This window comes from Bradyrhizobium sp. Kon10 (genome assembly GCF_055807395.1).
The window spans coordinates 23,320-44,770 of record NZ_JBVVOZ010000024.1 but is presented as its reverse complement, the minus strand read 5'-3'; the positions used below and the strand labels follow the sequence as shown (position 1 = coordinate 44,770).

General features: G+C 57.3%; 21 protein-coding genes and 1 pseudogene. 10 read left to right on the top strand and 12 right to left on the bottom strand.

Annotated elements, in window-relative coordinates; genetic code table 11:
- The 6 genes from AC0L2O_RS26860 to AC0L2O_RS26835 all read right to left on the bottom strand — a co-directional run bounded on the left by AC0L2O_RS26860 (position 1) and on the right by AC0L2O_RS26835 (position 5,727).
- Complete coding sequence (locus tag AC0L2O_RS26860; protein WP_473371838.1) at positions 1-1,080, bottom strand: branched-chain amino acid ABC transporter permease; 1,080 nt, start codon at positions 1,078-1,080, stop codon at positions 1-3.
- Positions 1,080-1,994, bottom strand: a complete 915-nt coding sequence (locus AC0L2O_RS26855) for a branched-chain amino acid ABC transporter permease (protein ID WP_473371837.1) — start codon at positions 1,992-1,994, stop codon at positions 1,080-1,082. Before AC0L2O_RS26855 ends, AC0L2O_RS26860 begins: the two co-directional genes overlap by 1 nt.
- Positions 1,994-2,737: an ABC transporter ATP-binding protein gene (locus AC0L2O_RS26850; protein WP_473371836.1), complete on the bottom strand. Its 744-nt coding sequence runs from the start codon at positions 2,735-2,737 to the stop codon at positions 1,994-1,996. The genes AC0L2O_RS26855 and AC0L2O_RS26850 overlap by 1 nt, the downstream gene beginning before the upstream one ends.
- Complete coding sequence (locus tag AC0L2O_RS26845; RefSeq protein ID WP_473371881.1) at positions 2,734-3,504, bottom strand: ABC transporter ATP-binding protein; 771 nt, start codon at positions 3,502-3,504, stop codon at positions 2,734-2,736. Before AC0L2O_RS26845 ends, AC0L2O_RS26850 begins: the two co-directional genes overlap by 4 nt.
- 475 nt (positions 3,505-3,979) lie before the next feature.
- The gene (locus AC0L2O_RS26840; protein ID WP_473371835.1) at positions 3,980-4,528 is read right to left on the bottom strand and encodes a flavin reductase family protein; all 549 of its coding nucleotides are present in this window, start codon (positions 4,526-4,528) and stop codon (positions 3,980-3,982) included.
- On the bottom strand, positions 4,525-5,727 hold the full coding sequence (locus AC0L2O_RS26835) for an acyl-CoA dehydrogenase family protein (protein ID WP_473371834.1): 1,203 nt from the start codon (positions 5,725-5,727) through the stop codon (positions 4,525-4,527). The genes AC0L2O_RS26840 and AC0L2O_RS26835 overlap by 4 nt, the downstream gene beginning before the upstream one ends.
- A 159-nt stretch (positions 5,728-5,886) precedes the next feature.
- Between AC0L2O_RS26835 and AC0L2O_RS26830 the strand changes: the two genes are divergently transcribed.
- Both AC0L2O_RS26830 and AC0L2O_RS26825 read left to right on the top strand, forming a co-directional pair.
- Positions 5,887-6,858, top strand: a complete 972-nt coding sequence (locus AC0L2O_RS26830; protein ID WP_473371833.1) for a LysR family transcriptional regulator — start codon at positions 5,887-5,889, stop codon at positions 6,856-6,858.
- Positions 6,845-6,968, top strand: a pseudogene (locus tag AC0L2O_RS26825) (IS5/IS1182 family transposase); the annotation flags it as partial. The gene AC0L2O_RS26830 and the pseudogene AC0L2O_RS26825, both read left to right, overlap by 14 nt.
- A 111-nt stretch (positions 6,969-7,079) precedes the next feature.
- Here the strand turns inward: AC0L2O_RS26825 and AC0L2O_RS26820 are convergent.
- On the bottom strand, positions 7,080-7,994 hold the full coding sequence (locus tag AC0L2O_RS26820) for a MurR/RpiR family transcriptional regulator (protein ID WP_473371832.1): 915 nt from the start codon (positions 7,992-7,994) through the stop codon (positions 7,080-7,082).
- Positions 7,995-8,370: 376 nt separating this feature from the next.
- Between AC0L2O_RS26820 and AC0L2O_RS26815 the strand changes: the two genes are divergently transcribed.
- The 4 genes from AC0L2O_RS26815 (at position 8,371) to AC0L2O_RS26800 (ending at position 12,279) form a co-directional block, all read left to right on the top strand.
- Entirely contained in the window at positions 8,371-9,459 is a 1,089-nt protein-coding gene (locus AC0L2O_RS26815; protein ID WP_473371831.1) for a TRAP transporter substrate-binding protein, read from the top strand.
- 139 nt (positions 9,460-9,598) lie between these two features.
- Entirely contained in the window at positions 9,599-10,138 is a 540-nt protein-coding gene (locus AC0L2O_RS26810; RefSeq protein WP_473371830.1) for a TRAP transporter small permease subunit, read from the top strand.
- On the top strand, positions 10,135-11,736 hold the full coding sequence (locus AC0L2O_RS26805; protein ID WP_473371829.1) for a TRAP transporter large permease: 1,602 nt from the start codon (positions 10,135-10,137) through the stop codon (positions 11,734-11,736). Before AC0L2O_RS26810 ends, AC0L2O_RS26805 begins: the two co-directional genes overlap by 4 nt.
- A gap of 60 nt (positions 11,737-11,796) precedes the next feature.
- Positions 11,797-12,279, top strand: coding sequence for a MaoC family dehydratase (locus AC0L2O_RS26800; RefSeq protein ID WP_473371880.1), 483 nt, complete (start codon positions 11,797-11,799; stop codon positions 12,277-12,279).
- Positions 12,280-12,347: 68 nt separating this feature from the next.
- Here the strand turns inward: AC0L2O_RS26800 and AC0L2O_RS26795 are convergent, their stop codons facing one another.
- Both AC0L2O_RS26795 and AC0L2O_RS26790 read right to left on the bottom strand, forming a co-directional pair.
- Positions 12,348-13,286: an aromatic alcohol reductase gene (locus tag AC0L2O_RS26795; protein WP_473371828.1), complete on the bottom strand. Its 939-nt coding sequence runs from the start codon at positions 13,284-13,286 to the stop codon at positions 12,348-12,350.
- Between the two features lie 177 nt (positions 13,287-13,463).
- Entirely contained in the window at positions 13,464-15,041 is a 1,578-nt protein-coding gene (locus tag AC0L2O_RS26790; protein WP_473371827.1) for a gamma-glutamyltransferase family protein, read from the bottom strand.
- Between the two features lie 356 nt (positions 15,042-15,397).
- Here AC0L2O_RS26790 and AC0L2O_RS26785 point away from each other — a divergent pair, with 356 nt between their 5' ends.
- From AC0L2O_RS26785 to AC0L2O_RS26770, 4 genes are all read left to right on the top strand, one after another.
- Positions 15,398-16,267, top strand: coding sequence for an MBL fold metallo-hydrolase (locus AC0L2O_RS26785; protein ID WP_473371826.1), 870 nt, complete (start codon positions 15,398-15,400; stop codon positions 16,265-16,267).
- A gap of 166 nt (positions 16,268-16,433) precedes the next feature.
- Positions 16,434-16,826, top strand: a complete 393-nt coding sequence (locus AC0L2O_RS26780; protein ID WP_473371825.1) for a RidA family protein — start codon at positions 16,434-16,436, stop codon at positions 16,824-16,826.
- Between the two features lie 228 nt (positions 16,827-17,054).
- The gene (locus tag AC0L2O_RS26775) at positions 17,055-17,423 is read left to right on the top strand and encodes a DoxX family protein (protein WP_473371824.1); all 369 of its coding nucleotides are present in this window, start codon (positions 17,055-17,057) and stop codon (positions 17,421-17,423) included.
- A gap of 197 nt (positions 17,424-17,620) precedes the next feature.
- On the top strand, positions 17,621-18,571 hold the full coding sequence (locus AC0L2O_RS26770) for a helix-turn-helix domain-containing protein (protein WP_473371823.1): 951 nt from the start codon (positions 17,621-17,623) through the stop codon (positions 18,569-18,571).
- Positions 18,572-18,661: 90 nt separating this feature from the next.
- Here the strand turns inward: AC0L2O_RS26770 and AC0L2O_RS26765 are convergent, their stop codons facing one another.
- Genes AC0L2O_RS26765 through AC0L2O_RS26755 form a run of 3 tightly spaced genes read right to left on the bottom strand, consistent with a single transcriptional unit; the run spans position 18,662 to position 21,423 of the window.
- Complete coding sequence (locus AC0L2O_RS26765) at positions 18,662-19,846, bottom strand: NAD(P)/FAD-dependent oxidoreductase (RefSeq protein ID WP_473371822.1); 1,185 nt, start codon at positions 19,844-19,846, stop codon at positions 18,662-18,664.
- Entirely contained in the window at positions 19,846-20,169 is a 324-nt protein-coding gene (locus tag AC0L2O_RS26760) for a 2Fe-2S iron-sulfur cluster-binding protein (RefSeq protein ID WP_473371821.1), read from the bottom strand. Before AC0L2O_RS26760 ends, AC0L2O_RS26765 begins: the two co-directional genes overlap by 1 nt.
- 57 nt (positions 20,170-20,226) lie before the next feature.
- Complete coding sequence (locus AC0L2O_RS26755; RefSeq protein ID WP_473371820.1) at positions 20,227-21,423, bottom strand: cytochrome P450; 1,197 nt, start codon at positions 21,421-21,423, stop codon at positions 20,227-20,229.
- Between the last annotated feature and the right edge of the window lie 28 nt (positions 21,424-21,451).

Sequence of the window (21,451 nt, the reverse complement as noted above, 5' to 3'; positions counted from 1 at the left end):
TTAGTAATTCTCAGTGAACTTACTGATCCGCTTCAGCTGTGGTGCGAGGAAGCGCGACAGTCGCCCGCCTATCTCTTGGTTGCCGGCAATGCCGTTCCGGCGGAAAATGAGCATGACTAACATTGCCACACCGAGACCGATTTCCTGCGTTCCACGGGGGGCGGAGACAGTGAGAGAACCCAAAGCAAATCCGTGCTCGGATTGGCGAAGCACTTCGATCAGCAGCGAGATTGCTCCCACGCCAACCACCGCTCCGGTAAGGCTGTTCATGCCACCGACGACCAACATTGCGAGAGTCAGGAGACTGATGTCGATATAAAAGGCATCGACCGAGATGGTGCCGAGAAAGTGAGCGTAAAGAGCACCCGAAACGCCGACGAAGAAAGCGCTGATTACAAACGCGATGAGACGCTGGCTGAAGATGCTGACCCCTGAGGCCTTCGCCGCCACTTCATCCTCGCGCGAAACGCGCAATGACAGCCCGAAGCGGGAAGTCTGATAAAAATGAGCGGTGAAGATGGCTATAACCACCCACGACAAAGCAAACCAATGGTCTGTGTAATTTGGAATGCCGACTAATGTGCTGGTGCCTGCTGTGACCGAATCCCAATTAGAAAATGTAACGTTGACGATCGCCAGGACCGCGAAGGTCGCGATCGATGCGCCGATTCCTGAAAGGCGAACGATTGCTAGGCCAACGACGGCAGCAAAAATCGACGCAACCACGCCGGATAAGATCGTGGCAAGCGGTGGAGGAACGGTGGCCTCAAGCAAAAACTTCGGCAGAGCCGGCATCAAGAGTGGTTTGGTCGTACTGCAGCAGTCCTGCCATGCAGTGGCATAAGCGCCGATTGCCATGAATGCAGTATGGCCAAACGATATCACGCCTGAATTGCCGACGAAAATGTACAGCCCCACGACGTACACAATGCGTACCAAGGCCTCAACTACGGTGCGGTCTAGTGCCGCGTTGTTGGTCAATGCAGTGCCGAGCACAATCAGCGCTATCGCGCCACACAGAACGATAGGCGAGGCATTGCGCGCCAAATTTTCGGCAATGGAAAAGCGGCGGGCCATCATCAGACGCGCTCCCTTGCGGCGCGGGAAACCAACAATCCTTGTGGCCGCACGACGAGGATGACGATGACGACCGCGAAAACGAATGCGTCGCGGAATGTTCGTAGATTCTCGGGCAACAGCGTCTGCAGTAAGATGCTCGCGAAGCCCACGATATATCCGCCGATCACCGCCCCTGTAAGGCTGCCCATGCCCCCGATCACAGTGGCAACGAATGCGAAGAGCATGAGGGGAACACCCATGTTGAAGCTCATGACCCCAACCTGCGCCAAGAACAATAGAGACACCACGCCAGCAAGAAATCCGCTGATGACTAACGACGTACTAATTACAGTATTGGCGCGAACTCCAAGCATTCGCGCCATCCGGAAATCTTCCGAAGCCGCGCGCATTTGTACGCCAAATGGCGAAGCCTTAAGAAAGAGAACGAGAGCCCCAAGAAGCAGCAGTGTGACAGCGATGGTCAAGAGTTCTAGCCTAGGCATTCGCAACCCACTGAGCACAATCGCTTCTCCAAGGTCAGGCCAAAGACCGACCGCTTTGGGCCGCCCGTCATAGACGACAATAATTATGTTCTGGATGACGTATCCAAGAGCGAAAGAACCAATCATCAATACAGCGGGCTTCGCGGTTCTAAGCGGCCGGAATACTAAATACTCTGACGTCAGCGAGAGAATAACGACCACGCCCACCACGGCAATCACAAGAAACGGCCATGGCCAATGGCCGATGACGATTTCTACCGTGGATCCCGCAGTAGGAATGATAAGTGCATAGCTTGCGACGGTAATAAAATCACCGTAGGCAAAATTGGCGAGACGCAAGACGCCGAATACAAGCCCGACGCCAAGCGTCGCCAGCGCGTACAAACTACCGAGGCTAATGGCATCCACTAAAATTTGCAGCGCCGCTATCATCACCGAATACCCTCTGCTTCGTCCCCGAACCCGAAATACGCCTGCTGCAGTCGCACCCCGTCCTCGAGTTCAGTGCTTGTCCCCGCAAGCTCCACCAATCCCCGCCGCATCACATAGATGCGGTCGGCGACGTCGAGCGCTCGTTCAGCGCTTTCCTCGACGATCAGCAGGGTAATGCCGCGGGTGTCGCGCAAACCGGTCAGAATGTCGTAAACTCGCTCAATCATCATCGGGGCAAGCCCTAACGATGGCTCATCAACCAGCAGGATCTTAGCGCCAGTCAAAAGCGCCCGTCCTATTGCCAATTGTTGCTGCTCGCCGCCCGAAAGCAGGGCCGCGTTGGTGCCACGGCGTTCCGCGAGAACTGGAAATTCGTCAAGAATACGCTTCAACTCGCGCTCAACATTCCGCTGATCGGGACGTCGATAGGTACCGATCCGGAGGTTTTCCTCCACAGTGAGCGTACCGAAAATGTGGCGTCCCTCCGGTACCATTGAAATGCCGAGTCGAGCGACTTTCTCCGGCGCCATTCCTTGGATTGGAACACCGCCGATACTGATCGCGCCACGAGTCGCCGACAGCACCCCCACAGTGGCGAGTAACGTCGTCGATTTACCCGCACCGTTAGGCCCAACTACACAAACTATCTCGCCAGGATCGACCCTCATCGACACGCCGCGCACCGCCGCGAGTCTTCCGTAATGCACGTGAATGTCGTCGATCTGGAGCAAGGGCTCGGTCATTTCGGTCCCTTGCGTTTCTTTGTGCCGAGATAGGCGGTTATGACCTCAGGGTTGGCCTGTACTTCATTCGGCGTTCCTTGGGCGATCGTTCGCCCTCCGTCGAGCACATGGACGCGAGAACATGTGCCCATCACCACCCGCATGTTGTGTTCGATCAACAGGACCCCGGTGCCAAATCGTATGGGAATTTGCGCGATGAGCTCCATCAGATTGTCGCATTCCTGATCGGACATTCCGGCCGCCGGTTCGTCCAGCAGCACAAAGGCGGGATTCATTATCAGCGCTCTGGCAATACTGAGACGCCGCTCGTCCGTGTAAGGCAGCGTGTCCGCGTAAGCGTCGGACTTGTCACCAAGCCCGATCCATTCGAGTATGCTCATCGCATGGTCGCGCGCTCGCTTGCGGCTCAGCCCGAAACTTGCTGCCGTCGCTTCCACGTTTTCGCGCACCGGCAATTCACGAAAAAGGCGACCGCTCTGAAAGGTGCGTGCTACTCCGGCCAGCCGGATTCGGTGTGGAGGCCAGCGGGTAACGTCCGTATCTCCCAAGTGGACACTTCCCGCGGACGGCAACTGGAATCCCGTGAGCGCGTTTATGAGCGTAGTCTTGCCGGCGCCGTTCGGCCCAATCAGGCCAACAATTTCCCCTTGCTGCACCGACAGAACGACATTCTCAAGCGCCCACAATCCATCGAAGTGCACCGACAGATTTCGGGCGGCAAGGGCGGCGACGCTTTTGGCGACAAAGCCTCCACTCCCGTCGATCATCACAATCTAATTCCCCCTGGGATCGCGGACGCGCCGCCCGCTCGGCAGCACGAACACCGCGACCGCGAAATCTCAGTCTTGTCGTCGTTCCAGCCCGAAATGAATAGGCCTGGCTCGAATAAGAGATTCAGCTTCTTCCCGACGCACTGATCTAAGAGAGGGCAGACCACCACTGTCCTGCGCTTTCCTGCTCGAACTTGCATAAATTGACTGCGAAAGTCTGCTTTGAAGATACTTACAATAATTACGGATCGACATCAATATGAAATATTCATTATGTCAAATGTGATGCACTCTCGGTCATCAACGTGTCTCTGGGTCAGATCGATTGACACTCGCGATAACGCGAGGACTCGGCGCAAGATAGATGGGATCGACCACAGAGGTCCCCCGTCCTGACTTCCAACTGCATATCAATATGACTGAGCAAGTCTCTCCATCACACGATTTTCGCCGTGTCATGGCATCGCAAGCCTCAACGGTGCGCCTGAATAGGCAACAATCCGCAGAACTCTCGATTGAAATGCACGAGCGGGCGGTTCTCGGACTCATGGATCGCCGACTTCACCTCACAAAAGAACACTGAGTGCTGGCCGACCGAGAACTCGTTGACGATCTCGCAGTCGAGCACGGCAAGCGCATCGATCAAGGCCGGGCCACCGCTTGGCAGGTTGCCCCAATGTGCTGACTCGAATCTGTGAGCCCCCTTCGTGCTCGCCGACGAGAATAGCTCGGCAAGCCGCACGTGACCGGCTGCGAGAAAATTTACGCTTACCCGTTTGGTTGTCCGCATAGCCTCGTGAGCTCCGGCGGCGCGATTGATGCAAACGACCAGGGTGGGTGGGTCAGCAGTTAGCGAGCAGACTGCCGTCACGGTGAGTCCGAGCCGTTCCCCATTGAGGGAGGTGGCTGCGATGCAAACCCCACCGGCAAGAAGTCGCATGCTCTGTCTGAAGGTGTCCGCAGAAATTGCTGCTTCTCTTGTCATCACATTGTCGCTGAGCTTGCCTTCTGGCCGTTTCATGCGAATGGGGCGGCACGAGGATTTTCGCCGAGACTGCCAAGCAGGATTGCGCGTCCCTGCATTTCAGACACGAGGTCAAAATCCACCACCGCATGATGACATGCCGTGACCACGTCACGGTACGCCCGAAGAACGGGATCGCCTTCATAGAGTCCATGCGCTCCGGCAGAGGCATAGATGCGATCGATAGCCCGCCGGCTGAGCTCCGCGACGTAGGCGGCATCCCAACGGAACTGAATTCGGTCGCGGTCGGACATCGGGGGGTCGTCCGCCACCATCGCGGCGTCGAACCGCGTGCAGATATTCTCCAACAAACGTCTCGCTTGCGCCAGTTCCGCTCCTGACTCCGCAATACGACGCTGCATCGAGATGCTTTCGGCTTTCGCCACCCCATAGGCGCTTTTGCGGACCATGGTCTTCTCGACGAATGCCTTGAATCCTCTTTCGGCTATGCCGAGCACCGATCCAGTCATCATGGATGCCAACCCGGCATAGACCGGAAGGCGAAACGTTGGGCTTTGTGCGTGCGGACTCAATCCGAGGAACGTCGGAAAGGTCGGCATGGCGCGGTGTTCGGGGACGAAGGCATCGCGCACCACAAGATCCTTCGAACCGGTGCCCCGCATGCCCAGCGTGTGCCAGGTGTCGTCTATTTCCACCTCGGCGCGCGGAACAACGACGTGCTGGACCCGATAATCGTCGGTCTTCGGATCGACCACCTTCGCACCCAGGATGAACCAGGGCGAATGATCGCAGCCGCTGCCGAATTGCCAGCGCCCCTTGAGCCGCCACCCTCCAGGGACGCGCTCCACTGTGCCCTGTGGCTGCAGGCACCCCGCCAGCAAGTTATCGGCGTCGCCTTCGTAGACCTCTTTCTGACACTGTTCGGGAAACCGACCGACAATATAGTCGTGGGCTACGCAAACCATCAAAACCCAGCTAGCCGACGAGCAAACCTGGCCTAGCTCAGCGCAAGCCCAGATATGCGCACCGGGCGAGAGCTCAAATCCGCCAAACCGCTTGGGCGTGAGAACGCGCGTCAAACCGGATTCCCGGAGAGCCGCAGCGGCATCATCGTCGAGACGACGCACTTTTTCGCTGTTGTCAGCGGTCGCAGCAAGTCTCGGCAAGACGGCGCGAGCCGCGCCCTTGTAGTCGAATTCCGCCGCGTTGGTTTCCATTGGCATCATTTTCATCATTCGGATGCTCCTCCCTTGAAGACGGGCCTCTCCCGCTCAGAAACTGTGGTCCGATGAGCCTACGGCCCATGCGGCTCGGACGTTGATCAATCAAAATTCCTGAGACTGACGATCATTCGCAGATTGAGCTACGTCAAATTCATAGTTAGAATTTGCTACATGAGCCACGCTAATGAACATCTCGACCTCAACCTTTTGCGTGTCTTCTTCGCCATCTGGGATCTTCGTAGCCTCACCGCGGCGGGAGAACGTCTCGGCCTCACCCAGCCGGCAATCAGTCACGCACTGCGGCGATTAAGGGACCGGTTTGGCGATCCGCTGTTCGTGAGAGTGGCGAACCGCATGCTTCCGACGGATGCTGCCGTCCGTCTGCACGAGCCTCTGGATCAGGCCTTCGAGCTACTCAATCGAACCCTGCAAAGCGGTATCGTGTTCGATCCACGCGTGACCGAACGAACCTTCAGGGTGGCGATGTCCGATATAGCCGAGGTCTACCTCTTGCCTCGGCTGATCACCGAGCTGTCGCGCATCTCGCCCTTTATTCGCATCCAGATCGTCCCACTGGTTCACGACAGCGTAGTGAACTCGATGCGCTCGGGTGAGATCGACTTGGCGATTGGCGCTGTCACCGTGTCCGACAAGGATCTCATGAGCATCGACATTCTCAGGGATCGGTATATTTGCCTGGTGCGGGCCAAACATCCGATCGCGAAGTCCCGACTGACCCGCGCGGATTTTTCGAAACTTCGCTTCTTCTTCGCGCGAACCACGTCTACGGTTTACCAGTTGGCCGAGCAATGGCTCGCGGACGAAGTAGCTCGGCCGCAAGTTGCCATCCGCGGTCATTTCACCACCGCGCCGGAGATCGTACGCCATTCAGATCTAGCTGCGATTTTCCCAGAGATGCTCGCCCTGGAATTGCATCGTGCCAGAGATTTTCGGTTGCTTGATCTGCCGTTTGAGCTGCCGCCAATGGAAGTCAAGGTGCACAGCCACGGACGCTTTGCCAATGACACTGGGATCAAGTGGATGTGCCAGACCAGCGCCGCCATTTTGGGAAAAACCACTGGTGGTGCGCGCGCACCAGGGCGGCGACTGGCTAGCCCAGTGTTGGCGGGTCGATGGCAATGATCTGCCCGCGCGGCAGGCGTTGAGCCCCGGCGAGGCGCACGACGTTCGACTGGCCGGAAAACCTGTCGTGACGTCTTAAATCCGGATCAATGCTGCCCGCCCGACATGGAATATCTACTATAAGACGTGGTGCACTATCGGTCATCCACGCGTCTGCAAGTCGGGCTTCGGAAATGCATTGATGGTTGCCCGCGCGGTTCGGACGATCCAGGGGGCGTAGCTCATCGTTCCTGTTGGCCCTTCTGAAGAGGAGTCATGCCGCGAGACGCATGTTGTTCATCCCGTTGCTGTAGCGCAAGAAGATCAGCCAGGCGTTTTCTCGCTGGAGCGCCCATCGAACGTGCAACCTCCGCGATAACCAGCTCGGTCAGAGCGAAGGCACCCACAAGTGAGTCGAAGGGGTCGAGACCCTTAGTGCTGCAAGTCAGCAGAGACGTCGCATGCTGAGCAAGAGGCGACAGATACTGATCGGTGAAAAGAATGAGGTGAGCCTTGCGCTTCGTTGCCTCGACGCCCCAACTTACGGTGCTCTCTTGATAGTGCCGGTAGTCGAAAAGAACGACCACGCTTTTCGGATCTAAATCAAGCATGCTGGCACTTCGACCGAAACCGTCGGAAGCAATCTGAGTGACGTTTCGGCGCAACTGGGACAGGTAAGTTGCAACGTGCGAAGCCAAAACAGAACTTACCCGACCTCCCATCAAGTAAATCGGTCGCTTGGGATCCGACAAAGCAGATACAGCCGACTTTAACTCGGCAGCATCGAGGTGAGTAAACGTTGACCGAATACATTCTTGGTAGGCAGCAAGGGCCTTTGCTGCGGCGGTCGAGCCGTTGCCCCCGCGCTTGGAGGTGGGATAGGCATCAACCGGAGAGAAAATTCGCTCTTGGATTTCAGCCCGGAGCGCAGCGTGAAACTCGGCGTACCCGTCGAAGCCAAGCTTGTTGACCAGACGAAGAACCGTCGGGCCGCTCACTTGAGCCTCAGCAGCAATCTGAGCTATCGGCACCAACCCGCTTGTTGGATACCCTTCAATAATCGCGCTGGCCACAGCGAGTTCGGACGGCGCGAGATGGTTGCGAACGACGCGGATTCTCTCTGCGACGGTGCCATGGGAGGGAACGGGGATAGTCACTAAACAGCCTGCATCCAGAATTGAGATCGATGTACTGGTATCACGACCCTTATGGCGAAAAAAGCGCCCTTATGCCGCCATAACTGGCAGGTCGAGCCTTATCGTTACGCACTGCCCGACTTAGCGATTCCAGTCCTGCTGGCGATAGCCAGCACATACAGGCGACGCGGCCAAGCAACCACCGTATTACGTAAATTACATATTGATTCTATTGCGTATCATTTATAACGTTTGCATGGTTCAACTTGCTAGCAGTGCTCGACGACCCGCCTGACCTTTACTGTCTCCTACGGCGTCGTGGTGCAGTGTCGCGCTGGAAGCAGCGCATCAGCAAGGACTTGGCATAGTTGAGGGAAAATGTGGGGGAGCAAAAGGCATGAAGCGACGGGATTTCATTAAGGCGACCGGCTTGGGGGTTGCGGGCGCAACGACGCTGACAGCTCCAGCAATCGCCACCTCGATGCCCGATATCAAATGGCGGCTCGCGACGAGCTGGCCGAAATCGCTCGACACGGTTCACGGGGCCTGCGAGCTCTTCGCGAAGGCCGTTGGGGAAGCAACCGACGGTCAATTTCAGATCCAGACTTTTGCAGCCGGCGAGATCGTTCCAGGTCTGCAGGTGCTCGATGCGGTGCAGAATGGAACGGTCGAGATGGGTCACACCGCACCGTATTTCTATCATGGCAAAGATCCGACATTCACCTTTGGCTCCTCGATACCGTTCGGCCCCAACGCACGCATCAACCAATCCTGGTACGTTGTTGGTGGCGGGAAGGAGCTCCTGAACGAATTCTTCAAAAGCTATAACGTTACCTCCCTTCTCGCCGGCAACACCGGCTGCCAAATGGGTGGTTGGTTTCGAAAAGAGATCAATACCGTGGAAGACCTTCGCGGACTGAAAATGCGCATTGCGGGCTTTGCAGGAAAGATCCTTCAGAGGCTCGGGGTCGTCCCGCAGCAACTCGCCGCCGGCGATATCTATCCTGCCCTGGAGAAGGGCACGATCGATGCCGCCGAATGGGTGGGGCCATATGACGACGAAAAGCTTGGCTTCTACAAGGTGGCTCCTCATTACTATTATCCGGGATGGTGGGAGGGCGGCACCATGGCGCTCGTGATGATCAATCTCGACAAGTGGAATGCGTTACCGAAGCACTATCAGAACGTGCTGGAGCAAGCGGGTCATCTGGCCAACACGTGGATGATGGCGCGCTATGACCAAGCAAATTCATTAGCACTTCGGAAGTTGATTGCGAACGGCGCAAAATTGCACGCTTTTTCACAGCCAATCATGGAAGCTGCCTTTAAAGCAACGAAGGAACTGCACAGCGAGATTGCAGCCACGAACCCCAATTTCAAAACGCTTTACGACTCCGTGACGACCTTTTCCAACAACAGTTACGCGTGGTTCCAGGTGGCTGAGATCGGCTACGACAACTTCATGGCGCGTCACTTTCAAAATTGACAATCGATCAATAGCCGCAGCACAGCATGAATGCGATGCGCTTGCTCGGAGTCTTGCAGCCACGAGCCTATGACCCGCGGCTGCAACACAGTGCCCCCCTGGATAATAGTCGCGCTTCGGCGTCGCCCTGGAGAATCGGATGCGCGGCTTGCTGCCTCTGAGTAGAGCGATCGACCTTCTCAACGAGAACATCGGATACGTCTGCAATCTACTGGTGCTTCTCGCCTGCTTGGTCAGCGCGGCCAACGCCATGATCCGCTACGCGTTCAGCTACTCGTCGAACGGGTGGCTGGAGATGCAATGGTACATGTTCGCGATCCTGGTGATGTTCGGCGCGTCGTATACCTTCAAGCGCAACGAGCATGTGCGGGTCGAGATCCTCTATCTGATGTTGACCGAGCGCGGCCAGCTCTGGCTCGACCTGATCGGCACGCTGTTCTTCCTGATCCCCTCCTGCCTCCTGCTCTCCTATCTGTCGTGGCCGTTCTTCATGCAGGCCTATGACGTCGGCGAGATGTCGGGCAATGCCGGCGGCCTGGTCCGCTGGCCCATCAAGTTCGTGATCCCCGCCGGCTTCGTGATGCTGGCATTGCAGGGAGTTTCCGAAGTCATCAAGCGTATCGCGGCTCTCCAGGGCTATGTGACGATCGACGCCAAGTACGAGAGGCCGACTCAATGATCACGCTGGAAATGATGCCGCCGCTGATGTTCGGCGGCCTGGTTCTGGTGATGCTGCTCGGTTTCCCCGTGGCGTTCACGCTTGCCGCGGTCGGTCTCTCCTTCGGCTTCCTCGCCATCCATCTCGGTTTCTTCGACCTCAACTTCCTGCAGGCGATCCCGGGCCGCGTGTTCGGCAGCGTGCTCTCCAACGAGCTGCTGCTCGCGATCCCGTTCTTCACCTTCATGGGCGCCATATTAGAGAGATGCGGGCTCGCCGAGGACATGCTGGATTCGATGGGCCAGCTGTTCGGCCCGGTCCGCGGTGGTCTCGGCTATTCCGTCATCATCGTCGGCTTCATCCTCGGCGCCATCACCGGCACGGTGGCGGCGCAGGTCATCGCCATGGCGCTGATCTCGATGCCGGTGATGATCCGCTACGGCTACAACATGCGCTACATCACCGGCGTGCTGGCGGCCTCCGGCACCATCACGCAGCTGGTGCCGCCCTCGTTGGTGCTGATCGTGCTTGCCGACCAGCTCGGCAAGTCGGTCGGCGACATGTATCTCGGCGCCTGGGGCCCGTCGGTGTTCCAGATCATGCTGTTCGTCGGCTACACCTTCATCCTCGGTCTGATCAAGCCCGACCATGTGCCGCCGGTGCCGAAGGAAGCCCGCACGCTTACCGGCTGGGCGCTGTGGAAGAAGTGCCTGATGGGCATCATCCCCTCCGCCGTGCTGATCTTCGTCGTGCTCGGCACCATGATGATGGGCCTTGCGACCCCGACCGAAGCCGGCGCCATGGGCGCGGTCGGCGCCATCGTGCTCGCCGCTATCCATCACAAGGACTTCACCTCGACCGATCGCAAGATCCTGATAACAGGCGTGATCGCTGCCGGAATCGGCACCATTGTTGCGATGCTGTTCACCGAGAACGTGATCTTCAAGATCGCCTTCGCGGTGACGTACCTGGCGGTGGCCTGGATCTGCATCCAGGCCGCACGCATCCCCGACCTGCGCGACCTGATCAAGCAGGGCTACGAGACCACCATGCGCATCACCTGCATGGTCACCTTCATCCTGATCGGATCGACCTGCTTCTCGGTGGTGTTCCTCGGCGTGTCCGGCGGCGTCTGGCTCGAGCACATGCTGACCTCGCTGCCCGGCGGCGTCTGGGGCTTCCTGATCTTCATCAACCTGTTCATCTTCTTCCTGGCGTTCTTCCTGGACTTCTTCGAGATCGCGTTCATCATCCTGCCGATGATCGCGCCGATCGCGCAGAAGATCCTGGGGCCCGTCGTCGGCGACGGACCGGCGCTGATCTGGTTCGGCGTGATGCTCTGCGTCAACATGCAGACCTCGTTCCTGCATCCGCCGTTCGGCTTCGCGCTGTTCTACCTGCGCGGCGTCGCGCCGAAGGAAGTGAAGAGCTCGGACATCTATTGGGGCGCGATGCCCTGGATCGGCCTGCAGATGATCATGGTGCTGATCGTGATCGCCTTCCCGATCACGGTGACCGGGCTGCTCGACAAGCCGGTCAATGTCGATCTCGACAAGGTCAAGATTGAGGTCCCGCAGATCGACCTGCCGCCGCTGGATTTCCGTGATACGAAGCAGTGACGGCAGCACGATCCGGAGTTGAAAGTGACAGATCTAGAGGAAGCCCCCGAACTGGAGGCCATGCACGGCAAGCTAGTTCCGTTGGCCCTATATAGGCAGCTTCTCAACGGACCAGAGTTCGTATCCGATTGGCTGGCAGTCGATCAGTCCATGATCGACATGTTCGCTTATGCCACCCGCGATCACCAGTTTATCCACACCGATAGCCGACGAGCCGAGAAAGATACGCCATTTGGGGGCACGATCGCGCACGGTTTCCTCACGCTATCATTGCTATCGAGGCTCGCCTTCGATGCGATGCCCGGAGTCGAGGGAACACAAATGGGTGTCAACTATGGGTTTGAGCGCGTACGCTTCCTCAGCGCGGTCAAGTCCGGAGCTCGGATTCGGGGCAGGTTCCGCTTAATTGGACTAACAGAGCGTGCGGTGTCGGTCCAAACAGCCTGGGACAGCTTGGTGGAGGTTGAAGGTATGATCAAGCCTGCCATCACGGCGCACTGGATCACCTTGGCGCTGCTTGACCCTAAGCAACTCCCGCTCTGACTTAAGACTTGCAAGGTGAGCAGGCTTCGCTTTCGCAGACTGCTCTGGTCGTCTTAGCGCTTGCGCTCTTAAGAGTGAAGGTTTTCTCTGATCCATTCTTCGGCGTTCTTAACATTCATGCCATTTTGCACATTGAAGCTGTCGCGCTTTGGCCATGCCACGCCCTTACCCTCGGCAAAGACCGCCCGATACTTCTTGATGTGGTTATCAGGGTCCTGTGCAAGTTCCGACTTGAGCTGACGAACTGTCCATTCCGCTTTCGTAAACGGACGCCCAAGCACGGTCTGAAGCTTGTCGGCAACCTCACCGTAGGTCACCGTGTCGCCAGCAAGATAGATGATCTCGTTGCGGATCATCGGCTGAGCGAAGACCACCTCAGCGGTCAAGGCACCGATATCGTCGGGAGTCGTCAGCGTAACTTCCGTATCTAGGCTCCCCAGCGCGTTGACCACGTTCTTTTGGAGATCGACGACCCCGAAGATCGATTCGAACAAGAAGCTCGTGAACATTCCCGTAGAGATCACAACCCAGTCCGTTTTGTCTTGCGCACGCAGAAGTTCGCGCACATCGATCTGGGCATCGAACAGGTCCTGAGGGCTGCCACGACCGATGACGTCGAAGTCTACGCCAAACTGCCACGGGAAATATCGTTTGAGGTTGGCTTCGAGCGCAGCTTTCGCGAGTTTCATTGGCGTGTTTCGACCAGCCGAGAAGCCAGCACAGCCGATCACCGTATCAAAACGTGCGAAGATCGCTGCCAGCTCAGTTATTGTTGAGGCAAGGATGTCGCCAGTGACGATCTCGATCCCCAGTTCGCGTATCTCGAAGACATCACGCTGTTTGCCTGGGTCAGTCGACTCAACGGTCGCGGCCCGCAGAAGAACGCTGATCGTTGTTCCATGACGATCCCTGGCTTTAAGCGCCAGGTGGCGCAGTACCGGCATACCGAGTTCTCCGGCACCAACGACCAGGATCGACTGTGCTTCTGCTTTTTGCGTGGAGCTCATGTTGTAAAATCCTTCCCGACGTCATCGTTCGTGTGAACGGGTAACTGACAATGTCGGAGTGGAACACCGGTTACGCTCAACCTCGCGCCGGCTGACATTCTGGCAAGCTCCGCCCAGCAGCGCCTCTCGATTGGTCGTGCTGCCATGTTGCGCGCAACCTCACTCCACGGTCGCTCCTCAATAGCCCAAGGCCAGGCCATCCTTGCGGTGGTCGGAGGCGCCGAGCAGAATGCCGCGCGCATGATCGATCTGGATTGCCTGGCAGCCGCCGATCGGCTCCACTGGGTAGCGTACGTCGTGGCCGCGCTTGCGCAGTTCATCCTGGATCGCTGATGAAATCGTCGTCTCGACCTCCAATACGCCGTCGAAGGCAAATGAGCGCGGCGCTTCGGCCGCAGCCTGGATGTCCATCTTCATATCAAAGATGTTCGAAAGCAAATTGGCATGACCGGCGGCCTGGTAGTTACCGCCCATTACGCCGAACGACATCACAGTTTTGCCGTTCCGACGCAGGAGGCCCGGGATAATTGTGTGCATCGGGCGCTTGCGCTGCCCGAGGGAATTCGGATGCCCGGGCGTAGGGCGGAAGCCCCAACCGCGATTATGCAACAAGATGCCTGACTTGGGTGCGTAGATGCCGCTACCGAACGGCGTAAACAGCGAATTAATCAGTGATACGACATTGAGGTCGCGATCGGCCACGGTCACGTAGACGGTATCGCGGTGCTCAATATCGTCCCAGGTTTCCTTTTCGGAGGCGCGGTCCATATCGATCCGGGCGCGAATACGTTCGATATAGCTGTCAGCGAGGAACACGGCCGGATCGATCATGCTGGTCGCCGGATCGCAGAAGTAGGCGTCGCGAGCGCGGTAAGCTGCCTTCGTCGCTTCCGCGAGCAGATGGATGCGGTCAGTCTGAGACAACGTGCCGACGTCGAAACCTGCTAATGTCCGCAGGATCATAAGCGCGGCAAGCCCTTGCCCGTTGGGAGGACATTCAACGACCTCGTGATCGTGGTACAGTGCCGAAATCGGACGGACATCGTCCGTCGTCTGGGCGGCGAAATCATCTATTGTGTGGGCGCCGCCCAACACGCGGAGGATCCCAACCATTTCTTCGGCAGCTTCACCAGCGTAGAACGCTTCTCGCCCATGTCTTGCAATATTTCGCAAGGTGCTTCCCAGCGCCGGTTGCGCGCGGATGTCGCCGACCATCGGCGCCACACCATTCGGGAGGAACTGGGCAGCCGCATTTGCGTCAATCTCGATCCGCGCGCGGAATTTGTGCCAATCGTCCGCAACGCGCGGCGTGACACAGAAGCCCTGTTCGGCGGCAGCAATTGCTGGCCGAAAGATTTCCTCGAGCGACCTGCTGCCGTGATCGGCCACGAGCCGGCACCAAGCGTCGACCGCGCCTGGCACGGTCACTGCTTCAGGCGACGTTTGCGGAATGTCCCGCCGCGAGGCGTTCGCATATTTGCCGATATCCGTAGATTGAGGTGTGCGACCTGAGCCATTCAGCGCAATTGGATCGCCTGCTTTGGGCGAATAGATCACGAAGCAATCGCCGCCAATTCCGGTCATCTGCGGTTCGACGACGCCCTGCAGGGCGACCGCCGCGACGGCAGCATCGACAGCGTTACCGCCGGATCTCAGCATGTCGAGCGCAGCGAGCGTCGCTCTCGGATGCGAAGTTGCTGCCATACCTCTTTCCCCTACCGCCACCGAGCGGCCAGGCGTCATGAAATCACGCATGTTGTATCCCCAATGTATTAAGCCGCCGTCCGCGCCGATATCGTCAAAGCGGGCGTAGGCAGGCAGGCGGTGCACCTACACTTCTGTTGGAGGAAGAAGAGCTCGAATAGCATCACAGGCCGTTTTCCAGCTTGAGACGCCCGGGTACGAGGCCTGCGCGGCCCTTTCATCCTGCTCTTACTCACCAATTGAGATGGAGGGACCTTCTCGCCTGCCGTACGGCATGAGTTCTTGCTACGTTATAAATATTACGACATGCTTGCAATAGGTGTTTTTTATAATATAAACGCTCTCAACGATCGAACATGTACCCACGCTCTCAAACTGCTGAGCGAGTATCCCTAGGACACCTGACGATGAGTATTCATCATTTCGGCGAAACGTCGGTAGTACGTGTGACGGAACAATGCGGACTAAGCTTCACTCCCGAAGAGCTGTATCCGCAGTGGGACCGCACGCTACTGGAGCAACATCGCGAGTTGATGATTCCCACCTGCTTCGATGAGGCCCAAGGCCGCTTCATCAACAGCGTTCATACCTGGGTTTTGAAGACTCCCAAGCACGTGATCTTGATTGATAGCTGCGGCGGCAATCATAAGAATCGGCCTCTCGTGCCGCAGTTTCATCAGCAGAATCTGCCGTTCCTCGAACGGCTGGCTGAGGCTGGCGTTACGCCTGAGCAAGTCGATTGCGTCTGCTGTACCCACCTGCACGTCGACCATTGCGGGTGGAACACAATGCTGCGCGACGGCCGCTGGGTGCCAACATTTCCCAATGCAAGATATGTATTCTCCAAGGCCGAGCATGATCACTGGTCAGGCCCGGCGGGCCGAAGCGGCGCGCATGCCGGCGTCTATGAGGACAGCGTTTTGCCGGTCGTGGCGAGCGGTCAGGCAGACATCATCGACGGCGACGGGCCACTAGGCAATGGCCTTATCCTGCGTGCAACGCCCGGCCACAGCCTTGGCCACGTTGCAATCGAATTCGGCGACAAGGGCCGACGCGGACTTTTCGGCGGCGATATCATGCATCAGCCACTGCAGGTGTTTCGACCAGAGTGGAACAGCGTCTTTTGCGAAGAGCCGGTCCAGTCGCGAGCGTCACGACGTTGGCTCTTGGAGCACGCTGCTGAGGAGCGCGCAACGGTGTTCACCGCTCATTTTTCTGGAAGCTCAGCTGGTCATGTCAGCCGCAAAGGCGATTTGTTCGATTGGCGCTTCGTCTAAGCAGAACTGGCGAGATCGGGGGGGCGTGGTCAATTCCTACAGGCCTGAGCAGAAAAGCGCAGGATGGCGATCGTCCGTACAGCTACGTAGTGACAGTCCATAAGGCGCCCTGATCAGCAGGGGGCCGCTGGCTGAAACACCGAGACAATCAAAAGCGGAGAAGTCCATGTTCAAGAGCACGAATCCCGGCACAATAGCTCCTCCTGTGGGCGCGTATAGTCATAGCATTGAAATTCCCGCCAACGCGCGATGGCTCTCGATTGCGGGACAGGCTGGCATTCGCCCGGACGGCAGCCTGGCCGAAAGCTTTGAAGAACAGCACGACCAAGTTTGGCAGAACACCCTGGCCATTCTAAGTGCCGCGGGGATGGGACCTGAGAACATTGTGCACTTGAACGTCTACTCTACAGACCCCGCTGGTCTCAAATTCCTGGCCATTCACCGGAAGAAATATCTGCCTGCTGGCTATCTGCCGACGTCCACTTGGGTCGTTGTGTCCGGCTTGGCCAACCCCAAGTGGGTGGTCGAGATGGAAGCTCTGGCTGCAAAAGCAGATTGAGATGAGAACGTGCAGCGGGCGAGCGCTGGCCTCCGGCCGTGCTCGCCAGCTGTTTCGGTCGCTGTGCAACTCGGCAAACCCGTTCAGCGGTCAGGGCGTGCTCACTTCATTAGAATCCATGCACTAAAGCCACCAACGGTACGTTAGCGCGCCTTTGTGCTTTGAACCGAATGACCTTGCGAAGGAGCCTCGCCATGCTGCACTTCGCGCCACTTCTAGGGGAGTCGAATGAATCTAGATCTTGCCGATCCGATCCGCCAACTCGGTCTCATTTGTGGACTTGCCTACATCCCTCATAGCCTCGCCAAATTCACCGCACGAGACAGTGTGTTCGGCTTTTTCAAAGCCGCCGGGTTCCGTCCGGTCGCTTTGTTTGTCTACTTTTCGCTTGTTGTTGAGGTAACAGTTACCGTTTGCATGACGTTTGGAATATTCATGATGTTTGCCGGGTGGATATCCGCAATTTTCATGCTGACCGCTGCAGCTGCCGTCCTGAAGGTTTCCAGCGGCAAATGGAGCTGGAATCTCGGCGGTTGCGAGTACCACGTTTTTTGGGCCCTATGCTCGTTGATCATCGCGCTTCACGCGAAGACCTAGTGTCTCCATTCTCCTGGGCCAAGTGCGGCTGCTTGCGTTTCAGCGGAGCTTATGGACGTCATTTCCGCGGGCGGAGCTAAGCAGGATCGGGCAACTGACCTGACCTGACCTGACCTGGAGAACACACGATTCGATTTTTTCTAACATGCTGAAGCGTCACGGTGCGCCTCGTAGTTTAACCCAATTGACGGCGCGCAGTGACCCGGCTTACCTTTATGGGGCTATATCGAGATCGGCTGGAGATGCGCGTCTTTAGGACTTTTACGCTCGCCGATACGCATGGTCTGTTGACCTTGCCGACTTGCCAAGTGCGGTTTTCCAGCGAAAACTGCGGCTGGTCATCCCTGTTTGTTTCACATCAGAGTGAAGCGCCATTTCACGCCGACCTTCACCCTCTAGATCATCATCTCATCGTCTTGCATCTTACTGGTCCGGTGCGCATAGACGGAAAGATTGATGACAATCCCAGGAGCAAAGTCGTGTCTCCCGGCGGCATAGGCTTCTGGCCCGCCGGGCGGCAGTTTAGCATTACATTGCGGGATCAGTTGGAAACGGTCCACTTGTATCTGAGCTCAGCCGTAATGCGAAAGGCCGCCGAAAATCTAGGGTATGTCTCTGGCGAACTAAGCTACCGGCCATTGTTCACTATGAAAGATGAGTTGCTGGAGCAGCTGATAATGGAAGCTTGGCGAGTAGCGGCTAAGCGTTCTGATCGATCAGTTTCCTATGCAGATCAGCTAGCAATGGCGATCGCAACTCGCCTCGTCTGGATAAATGCTGGAGCAGTCCAGGAATCAGAGTGCGATAGAGGGTTGACCAACTCGCAGTTGGAGAAAATTCGGAACCACATCGACGAGAATCTGGACAGCAATATACGCTTGCAAGACTTAAGTGATCTGATCGGTCATAGCGCCTCGCATTTTTCTCGCCAGTTCAAGAATGCTACGGGCAAATCTCCTCATCAGTTCATCGTGCTCCAACGGGTTGAGCGCGCTAAGCGTCTTCTGCGACACACAACTGGTTCAATAGCAGAAATTGCGCTTGACTGCGGATTTGCACACCAAGAGCACCTGACTCATGTTTTCCGGCGGGTTGCAGGCGTTACTCCTGGCAGCTATCGGAAGGCCTCCCACGATTTGGTTGCATAGACCTTCGAGCGGTCGTGCTCGGTCAGCGACACGCCGCTTGCGCAGCCATGCTGCTCGCCGCATCCAATTTCGGCGAGAGTGAGCAGCCGCTCAGACGCTGAGGGCGATATCTCGCGAAGGGCCGGCTGCAAGAAGTTTGCGTGCAGACATATGCACGCCGGGAGCGTTCAGAGTCTCGACTGCCGTGACTAGCCCATTCCGAGACCGAACTACGACCTGCCCGCCGTTCTCCGTCTGTGTCAAACGTGCCGCGTCGTCGGGTGCGGCCAAGCCCGCGATTTGTAGTTTGTACCTGCCCTGATCGCTCCAGAACCACGGTAGCGCCGCGTAAGGCGAAGGGCGACCCATGATTACATCCGCAACACACCGTCCGTGATCGACCGCTGCCTGTACTGATTCTAGACGAATAAGCGAAAGACCGAACGGATCAGGAAAGGCCGCACAATCTCCCACAGCGTGAATCTTTGGGTCCTCGGTCGTCAGATAGCAGTCTGTTACGATACCGTTGTGAACCCTCAATTCAGCCGCTTCCGCAAGCTCGGTGTTCGGGACAACCCCGGTCGCCAAGATTACGCCGTCGGCCGGCAGGAAACGTCCGTCGCTCAGTGACACCCCGCGCAGCCGGCCATCAGCCTGCGCCTCCACAGATGCAGCGAAGCTGTTCAGGAATATCGAAACCCCCTGCTCGCTATGAATCGCTTGCACGATTGTCGACATCTGGGGAGAGATCGCCCGTGCCATCAATCGTCCGGCGCTCTCGATAATACTGACTTCGATACCTGCCTCCCGCGCGACGGCGGCAAATTCCAACCCGATGAAGCCTCCTCCAATCACAACTGCCCGCCGCATTGTGGCCATTTCATCACGCAGGCGCCGCGCATCGTCAATCGAGCGCAAGCCATGAACGCCCGGCAGATTCACCCCTGCGATTGGCGGTGAGGCAATCCGAGTACCGGTGGCCAAAACCAGGCGATCCCAATCGAGATACTGCCCGTCATCCAGTGTTATCCGTTTTGCTCGACGATCAAGTGCCGTGACGCGTCGTCCACACAAGAGAGAGATGCGATTCTCAGAATAGAAAGGCAGATTGCGAAGGTGCAGCCTCTCTTCGCGGCCCTCTTTTAGATAGGCCTTGGAAAGAGGCGGACGCTGATAGGGAGGGGAGGCTTCATCGCCTACCAGCGTAATTTCACCTGCAAAACCCTTTTGTCGCAGGCTTGCGGCAAGCTGGAAGCCTGCTTGGCCGGTACCGACCACTAACACGTGCTCGCTCATCAAAACTGACTTTCAGGTAGGTGCACGACCATCCCATCCATCTCCGGCCGCATGACGATTTGGCAGGATAGGCGAGAATTGTTGCGCAACTCCGAGGCAGCGATGGCCAGCAACTCCTCTTCGGTCTCGCTGCGCGGCGGACACCAGTCAAGAAATTGCGGTGCGACATAAACGTGGCAAGTCCCGCAATTCATCGAGCCGCTGCATTCGGCCTCTATTCCAGTGACGCCGTTATCCAATGCAATACGCATCAATGTCTCGCCCGCTGTTGCATCAACGCTCGTTGCCTTTCCCAATGCGTCGACAAAGGTGAGTTTCGCCATGACGATATCCTCGATCTAAAACCGATCGCGTCGGCCTGCTGGTTTTGACTCGTTCTGTCAGTCGAACTCGACCTCGACTTCGAGCACTTCGTAATTGCGCACGAGGTTGTGCACCAGCCGCTTTTCATTGCGGACGTGGAAGCGCCGTACCCGGCTCAGCAAGGCCGTGAAGAGCGAAACAATTTCCAGACGCGCAAGGTTCATGCCCAAGCATTGATGTGTACCGAACCCAAAGGAGAGATGCATGTTTGCATTGTTCCGGGCAATGTCGAAGCGGTCCGGGTTCTCGAATTGGCGCGGATCCCGATTTGCCGCACCATAGAAACAGATCACGCGGCTATCTTTGGGAATGGTGACCCCATCCATCTGAACATCATTGGCAACATACCGGCCAAAGCCCTGCAGCGGAGCTTCGAGCCGCAACACTTCGTTTACTGCGTTGCGCAGCAACGCATTATCGTTGCGCAGCTTGTCCCATTGATCCGGCGAACGGGCGAAGTGCCAGACAGCCGAGACAATGCCAGAGATGGTGGTGTCAAGACTGGGCACGAGATAATCGCCCATGAGAACGGAGACTGCCTCTTTCGGAACGGCACCACTATCAGCCGCATCGAGAATGGCATCAGCCCAACTCCCCTTGCGAAGCTTGCCACGCACCGCCTGGTTGTTCGCGTACTCCACCATCTCACCCAGCACCGGAAGCGACCGCAACATGCGTTCGTTCTCCGGACCGAAGCAATTGAAGGCGGCCTCCGACCATTCCAGCATTCGTTCGCGCCCCTCTTCGGCAAGGCCAACCGCGTTCGAGACGATTTTCAGCGGCAAATACTGAGCGAGATCCTTGACCGCGTCGAACCGCCCGCCCCGATCGCCCAGCAGCCGGTCGACCAACCCTTCGCTCTCCATGCGGATCTCGTCCTGCAGACTTTTGAGGGCAGCCGGGGTCATGGGAGCAGCAGTGACTTTGCGAAGGCGGGTGTGCATTTCGCCATCGCTGCAAAGCGTGTTGCCGACTAAAAGATTGTTCAACTGCTCGTTCATCATTACGCCGCGTCCAGACACGAAGTTTGTGTCATCGTTGAGCGCTTGTTTGACCGATGAATAACGCGTCAAGGCGTACATCTCGTATTTCGTCAGCCAGACGGCCGGGCCCATGTCGCGCAGCATGTCATAGCCCGGGAATGGATTTGGCAACGCGCCGTCGTGATAGGGATCATAATTCGATTGGGGAATTCGATTGTTTGCGTCCAGCATTGTCGTCCTCCTCTGTGTTTGCATATCG

Bases quoted from the DNA above. Each gene is read 5' to 3' on its own strand.
- AC0L2O_RS26810 (WP_473371830.1), top strand. From the start codon at position 9,599: ATGCGCGGCTTGCTGCCTCTGAGTAGAGCGATCGACCTTCTCAACGAG.
- AC0L2O_RS26755 (WP_473371820.1), bottom strand. From the start codon at position 21,423: ATGCTGGACGCAAACAATCGAATTCCCCAATCGAATTATGATCCCTAT.
- AC0L2O_RS26850 (WP_473371836.1), bottom strand. From the start codon at position 2,737: ATGACCGAGCCCTTGCTCCAGATCGACGACATTCACGTGCATTACGGA.
- AC0L2O_RS26775 (WP_473371824.1), top strand. From the start codon at position 17,055: ATGAATCTAGATCTTGCCGATCCGATCCGCCAACTCGGTCTCATTTGT.
- AC0L2O_RS26860 (WP_473371838.1), bottom strand. From the start codon at position 1,080: ATGATGGCCCGCCGCTTTTCCATTGCCGAAAATTTGGCGCGCAATGCC.
- AC0L2O_RS26830 (WP_473371833.1), top strand. From the start codon at position 5,887: ATGAGCCACGCTAATGAACATCTCGACCTCAACCTTTTGCGTGTCTTC.
- AC0L2O_RS26785 (WP_473371826.1), top strand. From the start codon at position 15,398: ATGAGTATTCATCATTTCGGCGAAACGTCGGTAGTACGTGTGACGGAA.
- AC0L2O_RS26845 (WP_473371881.1), bottom strand. From the start codon at position 3,504: ATGATCGACGGGAGTGGAGGCTTTGTCGCCAAAAGCGTCGCCGCCCTT.
- AC0L2O_RS26780 (WP_473371825.1), top strand. From the start codon at position 16,434: ATGTTCAAGAGCACGAATCCCGGCACAATAGCTCCTCCTGTGGGCGCG.
- AC0L2O_RS26805 (WP_473371829.1), top strand. From the start codon at position 10,135: ATGATCACGCTGGAAATGATGCCGCCGCTGATGTTCGGCGGCCTGGTT.
- AC0L2O_RS26815 (WP_473371831.1), top strand. From the start codon at position 8,371: ATGAAGCGACGGGATTTCATTAAGGCGACCGGCTTGGGGGTTGCGGGC.
- AC0L2O_RS26800 (WP_473371880.1), top strand. From the start codon at position 11,797: ATGCACGGCAAGCTAGTTCCGTTGGCCCTATATAGGCAGCTTCTCAAC.
- AC0L2O_RS26835 (WP_473371834.1), bottom strand. From the start codon at position 5,727: ATGATGAAAATGATGCCAATGGAAACCAACGCGGCGGAATTCGACTAC.
- AC0L2O_RS26840 (WP_473371835.1), bottom strand. From the start codon at position 4,528: ATGAAACGGCCAGAAGGCAAGCTCAGCGACAATGTGATGACAAGAGAA.
- AC0L2O_RS26760 (WP_473371821.1), bottom strand. From the start codon at position 20,169: ATGGCGAAACTCACCTTTGTCGACGCATTGGGAAAGGCAACGAGCGTT.
- AC0L2O_RS26765 (WP_473371822.1), bottom strand. From the start codon at position 19,846: ATGAGCGAGCACGTGTTAGTGGTCGGTACCGGCCAAGCAGGCTTCCAG.
- AC0L2O_RS26795 (WP_473371828.1), bottom strand. From the start codon at position 13,286: ATGAGCTCCACGCAAAAAGCAGAAGCACAGTCGATCCTGGTCGTTGGT.
- AC0L2O_RS26855 (WP_473371837.1), bottom strand. From the start codon at position 1,994: ATGATAGCGGCGCTGCAAATTTTAGTGGATGCCATTAGCCTCGGTAGT.
- AC0L2O_RS26790 (WP_473371827.1), bottom strand. From the start codon at position 15,041: ATGCGTGATTTCATGACGCCTGGCCGCTCGGTGGCGGTAGGGGAAAGA.